The 16,504-nt window shown below is 65.3% G+C and carries 12 protein-coding genes; 7 read left to right on the top strand and 5 right to left on the bottom strand.

The genetic code is table 11. From position 1 onward, the window contains the following. Window positions 1-18 precede the first annotated feature (18 nt). The 4 genes from IVB29_RS33810 to IVB29_RS33795 all read left to right on the top strand — a co-directional run bounded on the left by IVB29_RS33810 (window position 19) and on the right by IVB29_RS33795 (window position 4,840). Window positions 19-1,467: an aldehyde dehydrogenase family protein gene (locus tag IVB29_RS33810; RefSeq protein WP_247507758.1), complete on the top strand. Its 1,449-nt coding sequence runs from the start codon at window positions 19-21 to the stop codon at window positions 1,465-1,467. 130 nt (window positions 1,468-1,597) lie between these two features. Beyond that, the gene (garD, locus tag IVB29_RS33805) at window positions 1,598-3,139 is read left to right on the top strand and encodes a galactarate dehydratase (protein WP_247507757.1); all 1,542 of its coding nucleotides are present in this window, start codon (window positions 1,598-1,600) and stop codon (window positions 3,137-3,139) included. 34 nt (window positions 3,140-3,173) lie between these two features. Further along, on the top strand, window positions 3,174-4,388 hold the full coding sequence (locus IVB29_RS33800; RefSeq protein WP_247507756.1) for a mandelate racemase/muconate lactonizing enzyme family protein: 1,215 nt from the start codon (window positions 3,174-3,176) through the stop codon (window positions 4,386-4,388). A 182-nt stretch (window positions 4,389-4,570) separates the two neighbouring features. Next, window positions 4,571-4,840 (top strand): hypothetical protein, encoded by a 270-nt coding sequence (locus tag IVB29_RS33795; protein ID WP_247507755.1) that lies wholly within the window; start codon window positions 4,571-4,573, stop codon window positions 4,838-4,840. A 51-nt stretch (window positions 4,841-4,891) separates the two neighbouring features. On the opposite strand, the gene IVB29_RS33790 is transcribed toward IVB29_RS33795, so the two are convergent. Next, a complete protein-coding gene (locus tag IVB29_RS33790; RefSeq protein ID WP_247507754.1) occupies window positions 4,892-5,248 on the bottom strand; it encodes a hypothetical protein in 357 nt (118 codons plus the stop codon). Window positions 5,249-5,602: 354 nt separating this feature from the next. Here IVB29_RS33790 and IVB29_RS33785 point away from each other — a divergent pair, with 354 nt between their 5' ends. Continuing rightward, window positions 5,603-6,778, top strand: a complete 1,176-nt coding sequence (locus tag IVB29_RS33785) for a hypothetical protein (RefSeq protein WP_247507753.1) — start codon at window positions 5,603-5,605, stop codon at window positions 6,776-6,778. A gap of 122 nt (window positions 6,779-6,900) precedes the next feature. Here IVB29_RS33785 and IVB29_RS33780 read toward each other — a convergent pair whose 3' ends face one another. Further along, the gene (locus tag IVB29_RS33780) at window positions 6,901-7,518 is read right to left on the bottom strand and encodes a DUF2147 domain-containing protein (protein ID WP_247507752.1); all 618 of its coding nucleotides are present in this window, start codon (window positions 7,516-7,518) and stop codon (window positions 6,901-6,903) included. Window positions 7,519-7,626: 108 nt separating this feature from the next. Beyond that, window positions 7,627-8,655, bottom strand: a complete 1,029-nt coding sequence (locus IVB29_RS33775) for an NAD(P)/FAD-dependent oxidoreductase (protein WP_247507751.1) — start codon at window positions 8,653-8,655, stop codon at window positions 7,627-7,629. 181 nt (window positions 8,656-8,836) lie between these two features. Between IVB29_RS33775 and IVB29_RS33770 the strand changes: the two genes are divergently transcribed. After that, window positions 8,837-9,304, top strand: coding sequence for a thioesterase family protein (locus IVB29_RS33770; RefSeq protein WP_247507750.1), 468 nt, complete (start codon window positions 8,837-8,839; stop codon window positions 9,302-9,304). An 11-nt stretch (window positions 9,305-9,315) separates the two neighbouring features. Here IVB29_RS33770 and IVB29_RS33765 read toward each other — a convergent pair whose 3' ends face one another. Both IVB29_RS33765 and IVB29_RS33760 read right to left on the bottom strand, forming a co-directional pair. Continuing rightward, a complete protein-coding gene (locus IVB29_RS33765) occupies window positions 9,316-9,636 on the bottom strand; it encodes a 2Fe-2S iron-sulfur cluster-binding protein (RefSeq protein ID WP_045008721.1) in 321 nt (106 codons plus the stop codon). 113 nt (window positions 9,637-9,749) lie between these two features. Then, window positions 9,750-10,124, bottom strand: coding sequence for an Hpt domain-containing protein (locus IVB29_RS33760; RefSeq protein WP_247507749.1), 375 nt, complete (start codon window positions 10,122-10,124; stop codon window positions 9,750-9,752). Window positions 10,125-10,520: 396 nt separating this feature from the next. Here IVB29_RS33760 and IVB29_RS33755 point away from each other — a divergent pair, with 396 nt between their 5' ends. Then, window positions 10,521-16,229, top strand: a complete 5,709-nt coding sequence (locus tag IVB29_RS33755; protein WP_247507748.1) for a negative regulator of septation ring formation — start codon at window positions 10,521-10,523, stop codon at window positions 16,227-16,229. The last annotated feature ends 275 nt before the right edge of the window (window positions 16,230-16,504 follow it).

Genomic DNA, 16,504 nt, shown 5'->3' with positions numbered 1-16,504 from the left:
AAACTCTGGAGGAATGAGATGACTGCGATCCTGAAGAACTTCATCGGCGGCGAATGGGTCGATGGCTCCGGCATCACCAAGAATATCAACCCCTCCAACACCAACGATCTCGTCGGCGAATACGCCAAGGCCGACAAGGCGCAGACCGAGAAGGCGATTGCCGCCGCCAAGGCCGCCTTCCCCGCCTGGGCGCAGTCGACGCCACAGGTGCGCTATGACGCGCTGAACAAGATTTCTCTCGAAATCATCGCCCGCAAGGAAGAGCTCGGTCGTCTTCTGGCGCGCGAGGAAGGCAAGACGCTCCCCGAAGGTATCGGCGAGGTCGCGCGCGCCGGCCAGATTTTTGCGTTCTTCGCAGGCGAAGCCCTGCGCCTGATCGGCGAGAAGGGTGCGTCCGTGCGTCCCGGCCTCGATGTCGAGCTCACCCGTGAGCCGGTGGGCGTCATCGGCATGATCACGCCGTGGAATTTCCCGATCGCCATTCCTGCCTGGAAGATTGCGCCGGCGCTTTGCTACGGCAACACCGTGGTGTTCAAGCCGGCTGAGCTGGTGCCGGGTTCCGGCCATGCGCTGTCCGAGATCATCGCCCGCTCCGGCATTCCCGCCGGCGTGTTCAACCTCGTGGTCGGCTCCGGCTCGGTGGTCGGCCAGACCCTGCTCGACCACCCGGATGTGGCCGCGATTTCCTTCACCGGCTCGGTGCAGACCGGCCGCAAGATCGCGCAGGCCTGCGTGCTCTCGAATCCGATGAAGAAGTTCCAGCTCGAGATGGGCGGCAAGAATCCGCTGGTCGTGCTCGACGATGCCGATCTCAAGACCGCCGTCGAGGTCGCAATCAACGGCGCCTATTTCTCGACCGGCCAGCGCTGCACGGCGTCCTCGCGCCTGATCGTCACCGAAGGCATCCACGACCGTTTCGTTGCGGCAATGACCGAGCGCCTGAAGGGGCTGACGGTGGACGACGCGCTCAAGGCCGGCGTGCATATCGGCCCGGTGGTCGACCAAAGCCAGCTCGATCAGGATTTGCGCTACATCAAGATCGGCCAGGACGAGGGCGCCAAGCTCGCCTGGGGCGGCGAGCTGCTCAAGCGCGAAACGCCCGGCCATTACCTTCAGCCGGCGCTGTTCACCGAGGCCAACAACAACATGCGCATTTCGCGCGAGGAGGTCTTCGGCCCCGTCGCCGCCGTCATCCGCGCCAAGAACTACGACGAGGCGCTGGCGATCTCCAACGACACCGAGTTCGGCCTCGCCTCCGGCATCTGCACGTCCAGCCTGAAATACGCCTCGCACTACAAGCGCAACAGCGAGTCCGGCATGGTGATGGTCAATCTGCCGACCGCCGGCGTCGACTATCACGTGCCGTTCGGCGGCCGGAAAGGCTCGAGCTACGGCGCCCGCGAGCAGGGCTCCTATGCGCGCGAGTTCTACACGACGGTGAAGACCGCCTATACCTTCCCCGGCTAACCACGGGGAAGATATCGTAGGGTGGGCAAAGCGAAGCGTGCCCACCGCTTACGTTCGGTGTGAAAGATGGTGGGCACGGCGCGTTGCGCCTTTGCCCACCCTACGACTCCAGTTTCTGAGGTAAGAGCAGATGGACCAGGACGTCGCAGCGAAAGAGCAGCCCCGCTACATCAAGCTCAACGAGCGCGACAATGTCGCGATCGTGGTCAATGATTTCGGGCTTCCCGTCGGCTCCCGCTTCGCCTGTGGGCTGACGCTGCGCGCTTTCGTGCCGCAGGGACACAAAACGGCGCTGGTCGACATCGCGCAAGACCAGCCGATCATCCGCTATGGCGAGGTGATCGGCCACGCGCTCGCACCGATCCTGGCCGGCGAATGGGTCGACGAAGTCCGCATCCGCATGCCGGAGGCCCCTGACCTCGACAAGCTTGAGATATCCACCGCCGTCCCCGCCCCGCTGCCGCCGCTCGAAGGCTTTACCTTCGAGGGCTTTCGCAATACGGACGGCTCGGTCGGAACGAAAAACATCCTCGGCATCTCTTCCTCGGTGCAATGCGTCAAAGGCACGATGGAGTATGCGGTGAAGCGCATCCGCGCCGAGCTCTTGCCAAAGTATCCGAACGTTGACGACGTGGTGCCGCTGACCCACGCCTATGGTTGCGGCGTTGCCATCAATGCGCCTGACGCGGTGATCCCGATCCGCACGCTGCAAAATATTGCGCAGAACCCGAACTTCGGCGGCGAGATTTTGGTCATCAGCCTCGGCTGCGAAAAGCTCGCCCCCGAGCGGCTGGTACCGGAAGGCATCAGCGATGCCATCGTGCGCATGCAGGACGAATCCTTTGACGGCTTTGGCGCGATCGTCGATGCGATCATGACCCAGGCCGAAGCCCGCCTGAAAATCCTCAACAAGCGCACCCGCGAGACCTGCCCGGCTGCCGATCTCGTGATCGGCCTGCAATGCGGCGGCAGCGACGCCTTCTCCGGCGTCACCGCGAATCCTGCCCTCGGCTTCGCCGCGGACCTGCTGGTGCGCGCCGGCGCCACCGTGATGTTCTCGGAAGTGACGGAGGTGCGCGACGCCATCCAGCTGCTCACGCGACGCGCGATCAACGAGGACGTCGGCCGCGCGCTGGTGCGCGAGATGGCCTGGTACGATTCTTATCTGGCCCGTGGCGGCGCCGATCGCAGCGCCAACACCACGCCCGGCAACAAGAAGGGCGGCCTCGCCAACATTGTCGAGAAGTCATTGGGCTCGATCGTCAAGTCCGGCTCATCCGCCATCACCGGCGTGCTCTCGCCCGGCGAGAGGGCGACGCAGAAGGGCATGCTGTTTGCGGCAACCCCCGCGTCAGACTTCATCTGCGGGACGCTTCAGCTCGCCTCCGGCATGACGCTGCAGGTGTTCACCACCGGCCGTGGCACGCCTTACGGCCTTGCGGCTGCACCCGTGATCAAGGTCGCGACCCGCACCGAGCTCGCGCGACGCTGGAAGGACCTGATCGATTTCGACGCCGGCGGCATCGCCACCGGCGAGAAGACCATCGAGGAAACCGGCTGGGACCTGTTCCGCCTGATCCTCGATGTCGCCTCCGGCCGCACCAAGCCGTGGTCGGATCGCTGGGGCATCCACAACGACCTCACGCTGTTCAATCCGGCGCCGGTGACTTGAAGACCGGCAACCGCACCCACAAGAGGACGTCTCAATGTCCCGCATCACGGCCCTGCGCACGATCCGCATCGACGAGCGGCCGAACCTGATCTGGGTCGAGATCGAGACCGACGAAGGACTGACCGGCCTTGGCGAGAGCTTTCGTGGCGCGCAGGCCGTCGAGGCGGCTGTGCATGAGCTCGCGGCACCGCTGGTGCTCGGCCAGGACTCCCGCCGGATCGAGGCGATCTCGCGCCAGTTGCTGACGCCTTATCTTGGCTTCCACAGCGTCAGCGCGGAGGTTCGCGCGGCGAGCGCCATCGACATCGCATTGTGGGACATCAAGGGCCAGCGCCACGGCATTCCCGTGCACGAGGCGCTTGGCGGCGCGAGCCGGTTGGAGATCCGCGCCTACAACACCTGCGCCGGCTATGCCTACAACACCAAGAGCGCCAGGCGCCGCGAGATCGATGCGGACGATGCCGCGCTCGGCCCCTATGACGACCAGGTCGCCTTCATGCGCGACGCCGGCGCGTTGGCCGAGAGCCTCGTCGGCGAAGGCTATGGTGCCATGAAGATCTGGCCGTTCGATCCCTTTGCAGCCAACGGCGGCCATTCGATCTCGCTCACCGACCTCAAGATCGGGCTTGAGCCATTCCGAAAAATCCGAGATGCGGTCGGCGATCGCATTGAGATCATGTGCGAGCTGCACAGCCTGTGGGGCACGCACACCGCCGAACGGATCTGCCGCGCACTCGAAGACTACGGCGTGTTCTGGGTCGAGGATCCCCTCAACAAGATGGACGATGTGCAGGGCCTCGCGGACCTCAGGCGGCGCGTGAAGACACCGATCTGCGGCAGCGAGACGCTGGCGGGCGTCGCAAGCTTCCGCAATCTGCTCGCAGCCGACGCCGTCGACGTGGTGATGCTTGATATCGCCTGGTGCGGCGGATTGAGCGAAGCGCGCAAGATTGCGGCGCTGGCGGAGGCCTACAACAAGCCGCTTGCGCCGCACGACTGCACCGGCCCGGTGGCGCTGATGGCCGGCCTACACCTTGCGCTTCACGCACCGACTGCGATCTTCCAGGAGGTCGTGCGCGCGACCTTGGCGACATGGTATCGCGACCTCGTCACCGATCTTCCCACTGTCAGGAACGGTGTGGTATCGGCACCGCGCGGTCCCGGCCTCGGACTTGCGCTTGTCCCAGGCTTGCGTCAGCGGCCGGACGCGACGGTGCGAGAGTCCAGGTTCGACGTGAAAGGCGGCTAGCGCGCCCTCGGCGTGAAACCGTCCGGAAACATTGGCGCGGAAAACTTCCTCCTCATTCGTCGTGTCGCATCACGCAATCAAATAAATCGCAGGCTGCGATCGAATGTTCGTATACAAGCGAACCTGTTGCGGCATCGACGCGACAAAACCTCCGATTGCCATCTTCCACGGAGATTTTCCCAATGCGCGTTCTTTCAATAATTGCCGTTTCCGCCGCGACGATTGCGAGCTCGGCCGGTGCATTCGCTGGCGAGCTTCCCTCTTACGAAGTGAAATCGTTTCCCATCTCGGCGGCGCAAGTCCAGGTGCTCGGCGGCGCCGGCGTCGAAGAGCAGTCGACTGCGCCCGCGATGATCGTCGCCGGCATGCCGGCTTCGCCGGCGCAAATGTCGGTGCTGTCGCCGCGCGTGAAGCGGTTTGCGAGTGTGAATGCGGAGAGCGAGGCGCGTTGAGCCGCTCCTGTCTTTCCGGGGCGTGCGTCGTCCCGGAAAAACGCGTCACCTCTACGTCATGCTGCCCGGCATGAAGCAGCGCACGCGCGGATGGCCGTCGATGTAGTGCTTCCATACCATGGTGCGGCCGATCTTGTTCGGCTCGGTGATGACGGCGCCGTCGGGTACGATGACCCATTCGTCATCGAGGTGCACGCGGTAACGCCCCTTGTCGGATTCCCAATCGACGTCGGCGACGACATAGCCGTCGGCATCCGAGCAGCATTGTCCGTACTCGCTATGCAGGCTCTCGAACCAGGGTTTGAGGGGCGAGTTGGCGTAGCGCCCGTCGTCGCGTGCCTGCGCCGATGTCGCCAGCAGCGCCGTCAACGCGAGCAGCACCGCCGCACACGGTCTTGCAAGTCTCATATCGTTTTCTCGCGGATCGAAGTCAGCGCCGCGAGGGACAGGCACCGCCGTCCCGTTCCGCACGAATGGCGGCAAGCGTCGAGACGGCGACTCAGCTCCCCCTGCAGCTTTGCGACAGCTATGCAAATCCGGCGCCAGCGCGCATTCCGGGGAACTACTGTCGCGCGCTGTTGCCCACGGCGCGCACGTCCTGCATGCATGAACCTCCAGCGATTTGGAGCAGCCATTTTCGAGGCTTTCCTTGGCGCGCCGGGACGTGTACGAACGTTGCCGTGAACCTTATCGCATTGTTTAACCGGCTGTTTCGACTAGAGAATCGGGTGTTGGCGTGACAGGCATCGGACCGTCAGCGCTATGAGTTCAAAAGAGTTGCTCCCTGGCCAGCAGGACGCCACCGATCTGCCGGCAAACCAGGTGCAATTCGCGCTCGTGATTTCGCGCATGCTCGATACGGTGAAAGACGACGCCGAAGCCAGGCGGCAGATGGTCTACGACCTTGCCCGCTACAAGCTCCAGGAGCAGTTCACCTACGCCGACACCAAAAACATCGACCAGATGAAGCGGGCGCTCGAAGTCGCGATCGAGGAGGTCGAAAAGTTCTCGCGCGAGCAACCGCCGCTGGAGCGCTTGCCGCAACAGCAGCTCACCTCGTCCAGGATCGACGAGACGGTCGGCCATCCCCTGCCCGCCGACGCTCAGGTGCTGCAATCGGAGATCAAGATGTCCCGCAGCAAGCCACCTGCGACTTCGGGTCCGCTCTGGCCGGTGATCAAGCGTACGGCGGCCATCCTGCTTGCGGCCGGCGCCGTCGCTCTCGTCATCTCGCAGCGAGACAATATCGCCGCGCTGCGCCGGCTGGTTACGCCCAAGTTCCAGGAATTCGCTCAGCAGACCGCCCAGGAGATCGCGCAAGCCCCGCCCAAACCGGAGCCGACGGTCACGGTCGCCAAGCCGGAGATGGTCACCGCCGTCGCGCCTCCGGCGAAACCGACGCGCGTGCTTCCGACCGACTACGGCATCTACGCCTTGATCGACGATCAGTCACTGGCGGAGTTGAACGCAACCGGCATCGCGGCGCCGGACATGCGGATCGCGATTTCAGCGGCATTCAAAAAACCCGATCGGCCCCATTTGCCCAGCGGTCGTGTCAAGTTCATCGTGTTTCGCCGGGAAGCGGCAAACGCGGGCCCGATGCGCGCCGAGGTTCGGGTGGTGGCGAAGGTCGCCAAAGAGTATTCGAACGACGCCGCAGGCAAGACGCCGAGTGGCGGAGACGATTCCGGGGTCATCCGCAACTTCGCCTATCCATTCCGAGTGGCACCGATTCCAGCAACACCCGAAATGTACGAGGTTCACGCGAGCGATCCAGAGCTCGAACTTCCGCCGGGGCATTACGTTCTGAGCCTGGGAACGCAGACTTACTATTTCCAGATCGACGGCGAGATCACCGATCCCCGGCAATGCCTCGAGCGGGTCGTCACCACCAGCGGCATGCTCTACACGCCTTGCAAGGTGGCGCGGACGTATTGACGGTGCCGTAGCCCGGGTGAGCGCAGCGACACCCGGGACAAGCGGCCCCGCATATCGCTTGGCTCATGAGGGCTACGCGACCGTCAATGACCAGTTGAGACACAACGGCCGCGCGAGCAGCCCTACTGCTTCGGCGCCGGCGCCATCATCATCGCGCCACCCTTTTTCGCCGCAGGCGCCGGTTTTGTGGTCGCCGCAGGCGCCTGTGCTGGAAGATACTTTGCGACGATGGCGGGATCGACCTGGGCGATGTTCGCGTCGGGCAGGCGCGTCCAGGTCTCGTCCTTGCCGAACAGGGAGATGCCGAGGAAGCCGCGCATGGTCAGGGTCTGGCCATCCGGGCTCACCGTCATCTTGGCCTTCCAGATGTTGCCGTCGCGCGGATTGACGACGTTGCCGCCGTCATACTTCAAACCGTCGCGCTTCATGTCGCGGATGAAGGACAACCCGAGCACCGGTGCGTTCTTGCGATCGTCGGCGCATTTCGCGCAGATCTCGTTCGGGTCATCGCCGGGCCGCGGAAAGGTCTTTGCAATCACGCCCTCGAAGATGCCGTTATGGTCGATGAAGAGGAACCACCCCACCGTCTTGCCGTCTTCGACCTTCTGCCAGAGGCCCGCGGCGGTTGGCTGGCCCGACACCGCAGCCGGCGCTTGCGCCGCAGCCGGCCTCACCGCGCCAAGCGACAACGCGAGCGCGAGGAGCGAGAGCAGCCGAAAGCTGAAAAAGAGTTTCCGCATTATGATCACCTTGCTAAGCCGCCACTGCAATGGCCGCAGACTACGGCGATTTCGCGAACGATTCCAGCACCAGAAACATGGGGCATCGCCTGCCCGTCCCCGGTGCCGTCAGTTGACACCGAGTTTCTTTTGCAGGCTGGAGGACGAGGTCGTGTACTGGAACACGAGCCGCTTCTCCGGATACACGTAGCGGTGGGCTTTTTGCGACATCAGCGCGCCCTCGTGGAAGCCGCACAGGATCAGCTTGATCTTGCCGGGATAGGTGTTGATGTCGCCGATGGCGAAGATGCCGGATACGTTGGTCTCGAACGCTGACGTCTCGACCGGCACCAGATTGTTCTCCAGCGCAATGCCCCAGTTTGCGACCGGACCGAGCTTCATGGTCAGTCCGAAGAACGGCAACATGGTGTCGCAGGAAATTTCGGTGACGTTGTTGTCGTTGCCCTTGATGGTCGCGCCGGTGAGCTTGCCCTCAGTGCCGGCAAGCGCCGTGACCTGGCCGAGCCGCAGATCCATCTTGCCGGAAGCCACCAGCGCGCGCATCTGCTCGACGCTGTGGGGCGCGGCGCGGAAATCGTCGCGACGGTGCAGCAGCGTGATGCGCTTGGCCAGCGGATGCAGATTGAGCGTCCAGTCGAGCGCGGAATCGCCGCCGCCGACGATCAGCACGTTCTTGTCGCGGAACGTCTCCATCTTGCGCACGGCGTAATGCACCGAACTGCCTTCATAGGCTTCGATGCCCGGCACCGGCGGGCGCTTGGGCTGGAACGAGCCGCCGCCGGCCGCGATCACCACCACCTTGCATTCGAACACCTTGCCGGTGTCGGTGGTGCAGCGAAATGCGGGATCGCCGATCCGCTCCACCGTCTCGATCATCTCGCCGAGATGGAAGGTCGGATGGAACGGCTTGATCTGCTCCATCAGCGCCTCGGTGAGGCCCTGCCCCGAAACCTGAGGAATGCCGGGAATGTCGTAGATCGGCTTTTCCGGATAGAGCTCGGCGCACTGACCCCCGACCTTGTCGAGGATGTCGACGAAATGCGCCTTCATGTCGAGAAGGCCAAGCTCGAAGGCGGCGAACAGGCCGCAAGGGCCGGCGCCAATAATCAGTACATCGGTTTTGATCACGTCGCTCATATCGTCTCTTTATCGATCGTTATCGGTTGGACGGCGCCGGTGGGCAGAGGTGACCCTGCCTGTCTAGCCAACGGGGATGGATCAGGGAAGGCATAAAAGCGGGAGCGCCCCGCAGCCGCGCCCACTTGCCGGGTCAGGATAACTGGGCTGTAACGGGATGCGATATGACGGAGATCAATCGGTGAACGCACCAAGCCGCCTCGATCCGACGCCGCGCCTTGAGGACTTTCCCTTTCGCCTCAGCGACAACGTCCGCTACGGGGATCTCGATCCCAACCAGCACGTCAACAACGCGGTCTACGCCACCTATTTCGAGACCGGCCGTGTCACGCTGATGAAGCTTCCCGAATACGGGCTGACGCCGCCGGGCCTCGCCTGGATCATGGTGCGTCTCGACATGCATTTCCGCGCCGAGCTGCACTGGCCGAACACGATCGAGCTCGGCCTTGGCGTCGTGAAACTGGGACGGACGTCAGTGACCTTCGAGCAGGTCGTGTTTTCAAACGGGACGTGCATTGCCTCGGCGACGTCCGTCGGCGTCCTGCTCGATGAGGCGACGCGGCGGCCGGCGCCGCTGACCGCAGAGGTAATCGAGAAGTTCAGACCCTGGCACAAGCGCGGCATCGAGGTCGGGCCGCCCGCTGCATAGACGAGAAGCGTTCAGGCCTGGCGTTCCGGCGTTGCCACCACCAGCCCGTCGAGCTCGTCGGAGACCTTGATCTGGCAGGACAGGCGCGAGTTCGGGCGCACGTCGAAGCCGAAGTCGAGCATGTCTTCTTCCATCGGCGTGGGGCTGCCGACCTTCTCGCGCCAGGCTTCGTCGACATAGACGTGGCAGGTCGCGCAGGCACAGGCGCCGCCGCATTCGGCTTCGATGCCGGGAATGCTGTTACGGATGGCGGCTTCCATCACGGTCGCGCCGTTCTCGACGTCCACGGTGCGGGTTTCGCCCTTGTGATCGACAAAGTGAATTTTGGCCATGTGTGCTCGTGCTGCCGCGATCTTGGGAAAAAGGAGGGTCTGGGCTGTCCTATAACGGGTCGATCAGGCCCGCGCTAGTGCGTAGGCCGCCCGCATATTACGGGATCGGCGGCCTAGTGCTTCAGGACCGCCTCGATGGCGGCGCGGACCTCGGCCACCGCCTCTTTCAGCGCGGCGAAGGCGTGGGGCTGGTTGTGGCCGATCCGGATCGCAGTCTCCAGGCTTGCGGCGGCGTCCGCGACCGCAAAGGCGCCGATCCCGCGCGCCGAGCCCTTGAGCTTGTGGGCGAGCGCGCCGGCATCAGTCGGCAGAGCCGCCATGGCCGAGATCAGGCGGACCGCCTGCTCGGCGAACATCGCGAGCACTTCCTGTTCCAGCTCGGCATCGCCGAGCGTCATCCGGGAGAGATGGTCGAAATCGAGCGGGCTGTCGATCGGTGCAAGCGGGGGCGAGGGCATCCAGTCCATCCGTTGCAGTTCAGGTGTCATGGCGCAGGCCCCGGCATCGCACGATGGTCCGCCGGTACGGCGGTCAGGTTCCCCCACCCAAGCATGGAAATGGTTAACGAAATGTTCGGGCCGTTTTACCTAATTCTGCCGGTTTATTGACGAAAAGTTGCCGCAATCCGGCGAGTCCGGTGGAGAATTGCATTTATTGCTAAGGCGTTACGGCGCGATCCTGTTAACGATGATTAAGATTGTCTTAATCGCAGGCATTTCATTCGCGACGCTCTGCCAATAGGATGTTTTGGAAATTGGCGGACAAGCCGTCCGGGTGGGGACGGCTCGGAAATCCGCGTAAGCGGCATGATCCGGTCTGTGAGCTTGCGTAGCGCGCGGGGCTCGCGGGGGGACGCGTACCAGTAACGAGGGCTCGGACTGAACATGGCAAACACTCCGAAAAAGGCCAAGGACCCCACGGAAGTTGCGCTTTCTGCGATCCAGGAAGCCCTGAACATCAGCGACACGGCGGCCGATACCAGCCGCAGCGCGTCCATGCGCAACGAAACGGCATCTTCCATGCCGCCGCCCGCTCCCCCGATGTTCGACGAGCCGAGCTTCGAGCCGCGTGCTGCCGCCAACGAACGTGCCGTGTTCGACCCGATCGAGGAGCCGCGTTCCTCGCGCCGCGCCGCCAACGACGACCGCGCGACCATCGGCCAGCTGCTGCAAACGTTGCAGACGGGACGCCCGACCCGCAACATCTATACCGGCGCGATCATCTTCACCGTCGTCTGGCTCGCGGCCTGCGCCGCGCTGACGGTCGGCTTCCTGCCCTCGATCCAGGCGGCGATGGGCCAGAGTGGCGGCGTGCTGGCCATTGCCGGCCTCGTCACGATGTTCTTCGCACCGATCATGCTGTTCTTCTTCCTGGCGAGCTTGGTCTGGCGCGGCCAGCAAATGAGTGCGGTCGCGCAGGCGATGGCGCAGGTCGCGATCCGCTTCTCCGAGCCGGAAGGCTCGGCCTCCGATTCCATGGTCACCGTCGGCCAGGCCATCCGCCGCGAGGTCGCGGCAATGGGCGACGGCATCGAGCGCGCCATTGCGCGCGCCGGCGAGCTCGAGACGCTGGTCGCCAACGAGGTCGCAGCTCTTGAGCGCGCCTATTCCGACAACGAAGTGCGCATCCGCGCCCTGCTCCAGGACATCGCGCATCAGCGCGACAACCTGGTCGGCCAGGCCGAGCAGGTCCGCAGCGCCATCTCGGGCGTGCAGATCGATTTGCGCCATGACATCGCGCTGATCTCGGACGCGATCGCCTCGCGCGTCGACGAGGTCGCCAAGTCCATCACCGGCGCTCTCGAAGAGCGCGGCGCCCACATCACGGGCGCGCTGAGCAATGCCGGCGACAACATGATCCTGGCGCTCGGCGAGCGCGGCGGCGACCTGCTCGACCGCCTCGAGGAAGCCAGCAACGAGACCACGCGCGCGGTGCTCGACGCCAGCGAGCGGCTGACCACCAGCCTCAACTTCAAGACCGGCCACGTCCACGACGAGTTCGTCGACCTCGCCGATCGCGTCCACGAGATGCTGAACGAGCGCATCGACCGCATCACCGGCGAGTTCGAGCAACGCTCCTCGGCGATCGTCGACGGCATCTCCGACCGCACAGAGCAGGTGCACGATAGCCTGAAGAATTCGTCGGACTCGCTGCTGCTCGAGCTCGAGCTGCGCTCCAACGACCTCTCCGCCAAGATCGACGACGCCGGCAACCGCCTCGCCGGCCACATCATGACCTCCGGCGACAAGGCGAGCGAGGCGCTCGACGCCACGGTCAACACGCTCGTCGCCAAGGTCGTCAGCCAGACCGAGACCGCGCACGACTCGCTCTCACTCCAGATGAGCGCGTTCGACGAACTGGTGAAGAACCAGGGCACCGAGCTGGTCGAGAAGTTCGCCCGCGACTCCGGCACGCTGGGCGCGCTGATCACCCGCCACATCTCCGAATTCGACCGCACCGTGAAGACGTTCGGCGGCGAGATCGTCGAGCGCATGGGCCAGCGCACCCATGACATCCATGAATCGCTGAAGACCTATGTCGACAATTTCGACACCCGCTTCACCTCCAACGGCGGCGAGATCACCGCTGTGCTCGACCAGCGCCTGGTGCAGTTCGAGACCGTGATCGGCGAACGCGTCACCAATCTCGACGCCTCGCTGAACGGCAAGATCTCCAGCCTCGACGGCACGATCGAAGGCCACATCAAGACCTTCGACGAGCAGCTTGTCGGCCGCGTCGGCGCACTCGAGCAGTCGTTCGACGTCCGCGCCAAGTCCGTGACCGAAACGATCGACGCGCGCCTCAACACGCTCGCCACGACACTGACCGACGGCGCCGCCCAGGCGATCCAATCCGTCGATACGCGGCTGACGCACCTCACAACGACGCTGACTGGCGGCGCGTCCGAGGCCCTCGAGGCCATCGACTCCCGTCTGACCAACCTCACCACAACGCTGACCGACGGCGCATCGCAGACGATCCAGACGATCGATAGCCGCCTGACGCATCTGACGACGACATTCAACAGCGGCGCGTCGCAAGCACTCGAGTCGGTCGACAGCCGCCTCACCTATCTGACGACGGCGCTGACCAACGGCGCCGGGCAGGCCGTGCAGTCGATCGACACCCGCCTGACGCTGCTGACCTCGACGCTCACCGACGGCACCGCGCAGGCGATCGAGGCGATCGACCGCCGCATCACCGGCGTCACCGAGATCATCGACGGCCGCAGCACGCATCTGACCGACACGGTCACAGCACGCTTCCAGGACATCCACCAGGCCATCGAGACCAAGGTCGGCTCGGTCGCCAGCGACATCGACGTGCGCGTGGCGCAGTTCGAGGACCTGCTCGGCTCGCGTGTCGAGGCCGTCGCCGGCCGCATCGAAAGCAGCGGCCGCCAGGCGAGCGAGGACATGATGTCCCGCGCCGAAATGATCTCGACCGCGATCCGCTCGCATGTCGAGGACGCCGAGCGTTCGCTCACCAACCTCGTGGTCAACACCAGCGAGACGATCCAGACCGGTGCGCGCACCGCGCAGCAGTCGCTGATGACGGTCTCCTCCGACGTCAACGCCCAGCTCAAGATGACCTCGTCCGAGGTCGAGCGCGCGCTGACGGCGGTCGGCACCGGTGCTGCGAACTCGATCCTGACCAGCGCCCGCGAGGCGCAGTCGACCCTGGTCGCCGCCTCCGGCGACGCCTCCAACCAGATCAAGGGGCTCGCAGCCGACGTCGAACGCACGCTGTCGGCGACCGGTTCTGCCACCGCAGCCTCGATCCTGGCCGGCGCCCGCGAGGTGCAGACCACGCTCGTCACGGCGTCCTCGGACGCGGCCAACCACGTCAAGACGCTCACCGCCGATGTGCAGCGTTCGCTGTCGCTGGCCGGTACCAGCACGGCCGAGGCGATCACCGCCGGCGCCCGCGATGCGCAGAGCGCGCTGATCGCGGCCTCGAGCGAGACCGCCAACCAGATCAAGGCGCTGTCCTCCGACGTGCAGCGCTCGCTCTCGATGGCCGGCACCTCGACCGCAGAGACCATCATGACCGGCGCCCGCGAAGCGCAGAGCACGCTCGTCAATGCGTCCTCGGATGCGGCGAGCCAGGTCAAGTCGCTCGCGGCCGAAGTGCATCGTTCGCTCTCTCAGGTCGGGCAGTCGACCGCCGAGGCGATCACCACCAGCGCCCGCGACGCCCAGAGCACCCTGCTCTCCGTCTCGGCCGAGCAGACCGGCCAGGTCCGTTCGCTGGCAGCCGAGATGCAGCGCGCGCTGGCGACCGCCGGCGGCGCCACCATCGAGGCGCTCACCAGCGGCGTGCGCGAGGCGCAGGGAACGTTGATCTCCGCCTCGACGGATGCGGCCAGCCAGATCAAGTCGCTGACCACGGATATCGAGCGCACGCTGACCTCGGTCGGTGCCGACACCGCCTCGACCATCCTCAACAGCGCGCGTGAGGCCCAGACCTCGCTGACATCGACGTCGGCGGATGCCGCGAGCCAGATCCGCACGATCTCGACCGAGATCGAGCGCGTGCTCAGCACGGCCACGACCAATGCGACCAACGATATCCAGACCAGCGCGCTCAACGCCCAGAACGCGCTGATCAACGCCTCCAACGAGGCGAGCTCGCGCGTCAAGTCGAGTTCGGCCGACGTCGAGCGCTCGGTGCTCGCCGCCAGCTCCAGCTTCGGCCAGGCCATGACCGGCAAGACCGACGAAATCGTCACCTACGTGCAGCAGCAGGCCGACCGCCTGACCAACATGATCGACGCCAAGCGCGGCGCCCTCGTCGACGCGATCGGTTCGAAGACCAGCCAGCTCACGCTCGACATCGACCGCGTCACCTCCGATGCGCTGAAGTCGATCGAGACGCGCGGCCATGCCTTCTCGCAGACCATGATGGGCAACGGCTCGGAAGTCGCCCGCACCATCAACGCGGCGAGCGAGATGGCGACCGGCGCGGTCGGCAAGTCGCTCAAGGACCTCGAGCAGGCCTCGCGCTCGGCGATCGACCAGTCGCGCCAGGTCTCGATCGCGGCCGTCACCGAGATGCAGGAGACCAGCAAGATCCTGCGCACCGACACGGTCGCCCTGTTCGAGCGTCTGCGCGAAGGCAACATCCTGCTCCAGGAGGTGCTGACCGGTGCGCACGACAACCTCAACTCGCTCGAGCGGGCGCTGGTGACGCGTGTCGCCGACTTCGTCTCGGCGATGAACGACGTCACCTCGCGCAACGGCGCCGCGACGCAGAACCTGGAAGACCAGCTCAACGTCTTCAACACGAAGACCACGCGGGCGCTGCAGGACCTCGGCGAGCTCTCGACCCAGTTCGACGCCCACGGCAAGGCGCTGGTCGAGGCCGCCCAGGTCGTCGAGCAGAGCAACAAGAACACCACCGCCTCGCTCGCCGAGCGCAAGCTGGCGCTGGAATCGCTCGTCACCACGATCGACCTGCGCACCACCGATCTCGACCAGCGTCTGTCGCGCTTCACTGGCCTGCTCGATGAATCGCTGGCCGCCGCCGAAGAGCGCGCCCGCGACATCGCCCGCGTCGTCGCGGAGACCGCCGGCGCAGGCTCGGCCGCGATCACCCGCCAGTTCGAGGCGGTGCGCGCGGCGTCCGAGGAGGAGCACCGGCAGACCGTCGAGTCCATGCACGACATCTACCGCCAGACCACGGACGAGGCGGATGCGATGTTCAAGCAGTCGACCGAGAAGTTCACCAACCTCGTCTCCAGCATGAAGCAGATGGCGTTCGAGATGCACAACGAGCTCGAAGCCACCCGCAACGAGCTGCGCCGCGGCGTGCTCGAGATGCCGCAGGAGGCCGCCGAGAGCACGGCGCAGATGCGCAAGGTGATCGTCGACCAGATCGAGGCCCTCGCCGAGCTCAACCGCATCGTGGCCCAGCACGGCCGTGGTCTCGACGTCTCGACGACGGGCCGCGCCAGCGTGCAGCGCCAGCAGGAAGAACCGATGATGGCAACCGTCGGCGCCCGCAGCAGCGAGACCCGCGTCCGCGACACCGGCAGCGCCTCGACGCTGCCGCCGCCGGATCTCGGCATGCCCGCGCCCGCGCGCCGCACCGAAGCGCCGCCGGTTGCGCCTTCCAGCAACGACCAGGGCCGTGACGGCTGGCTGTCGGACCTCCTCAACCGCACGGACGCCAACCAGGGCGCGCCGACCGGACGTGAGGCGCCCCGCGGCCGTGCGGCACCCTCGCCGCAGCCGCAGGCCCCGCAGGCCAGCAGCAATCCGCTGGAATCGCTGACGCTCGACATCGGCCGGCTGATGGACCGCAACCTCGCGGCCGAGATGTGGGACCGTTATCAGCGCGGCGAGAACAAGGCCTTTACCAAGCGCCTCTACACGCCCGCCGGCCAGAAGGCCTTCGACGAGGTCGCCCGCAAGTACCGCGCCGACCGCAACTTCAAGGGCACGGTCGACCGCTATGTCGCCGAGTTCGAACGCCTGCTCGACGAAGTCGCCCGCGACGGCCGCGGCCCGCAGGAGCTGCGCAGCCACCTGACCTCGGAGACGGGTCTGGTGTACACCCTGCTCGCCCACAGCGCGGGGCGGCTGGGGTGAGCGCGGGTAGCGACAACGAATAGCGAATAGAAAACGGAGGCCTCACGGCCTCCGTTTTTGTTTGGAGTGATCGTAGGCGTCTCGTGCCCGGACGCAGCGCAGCGACTCCTCGGCGATCCGCTGCAGAGCCGGGGCCCATCGCGCGGCACTGTACCGTGTTGCCTGCTCGGTCCCGGCTCTGCGCAGCAGCGTTGCACGCTGCAGCGCGTCCGGGACACGAGAGGTGATTGCGCTGCATCTCCAAGCACCGTCATTGCGAGGAGAGAGACGCGGAT

This window comes from Bradyrhizobium sp. 1 (assembly GCF_023073315.1).
Taxonomy (GTDB): domain Bacteria; phylum Pseudomonadota; class Alphaproteobacteria; order Rhizobiales; family Xanthobacteraceae; genus Bradyrhizobium.
This window is presented reverse-complemented; position numbering and strand designations above follow the sequence as displayed.

Coding starts and splice junctions, on each gene's coding strand:
- garD (WP_247507757.1), top strand. CDS start 1,598: ATGGACCAGGACGTCGCAGCGAAAGAGCAGCCCCGCTACATCAAGCTC.
- IVB29_RS33790 (WP_247507754.1), bottom strand. CDS start 5,248: ATGAGACTTGCAAGACCGTGTGCGGCGGTGCTGCTCGCGTTGACGGCG.
- IVB29_RS33795 (WP_247507755.1), top strand. CDS start 4,571: ATGCGCGTTCTTTCAATAATTGCCGTTTCCGCCGCGACGATTGCGAGC.
- IVB29_RS33810 (WP_247507758.1), top strand. CDS start 19: ATGACTGCGATCCTGAAGAACTTCATCGGCGGCGAATGGGTCGATGGC.
- IVB29_RS33800 (WP_247507756.1), top strand. CDS start 3,174: ATGTCCCGCATCACGGCCCTGCGCACGATCCGCATCGACGAGCGGCCG.
- IVB29_RS33755 (WP_247507748.1), top strand. CDS start 10,521: ATGGCAAACACTCCGAAAAAGGCCAAGGACCCCACGGAAGTTGCGCTT.
- IVB29_RS33775 (WP_247507751.1), bottom strand. CDS start 8,655: ATGAGCGACGTGATCAAAACCGATGTACTGATTATTGGCGCCGGCCCT.
- IVB29_RS33765 (WP_045008721.1), bottom strand. CDS start 9,636: ATGGCCAAAATTCACTTTGTCGATCACAAGGGCGAAACCCGCACCGTG.
- IVB29_RS33780 (WP_247507752.1), bottom strand. CDS start 7,518: ATGCGGAAACTCTTTTTCAGCTTTCGGCTGCTCTCGCTCCTCGCGCTC.
- IVB29_RS33785 (WP_247507753.1), top strand. CDS start 5,603: ATGAGTTCAAAAGAGTTGCTCCCTGGCCAGCAGGACGCCACCGATCTG.
- IVB29_RS33760 (WP_247507749.1), bottom strand. CDS start 10,124: ATGACACCTGAACTGCAACGGATGGACTGGATGCCCTCGCCCCCGCTT.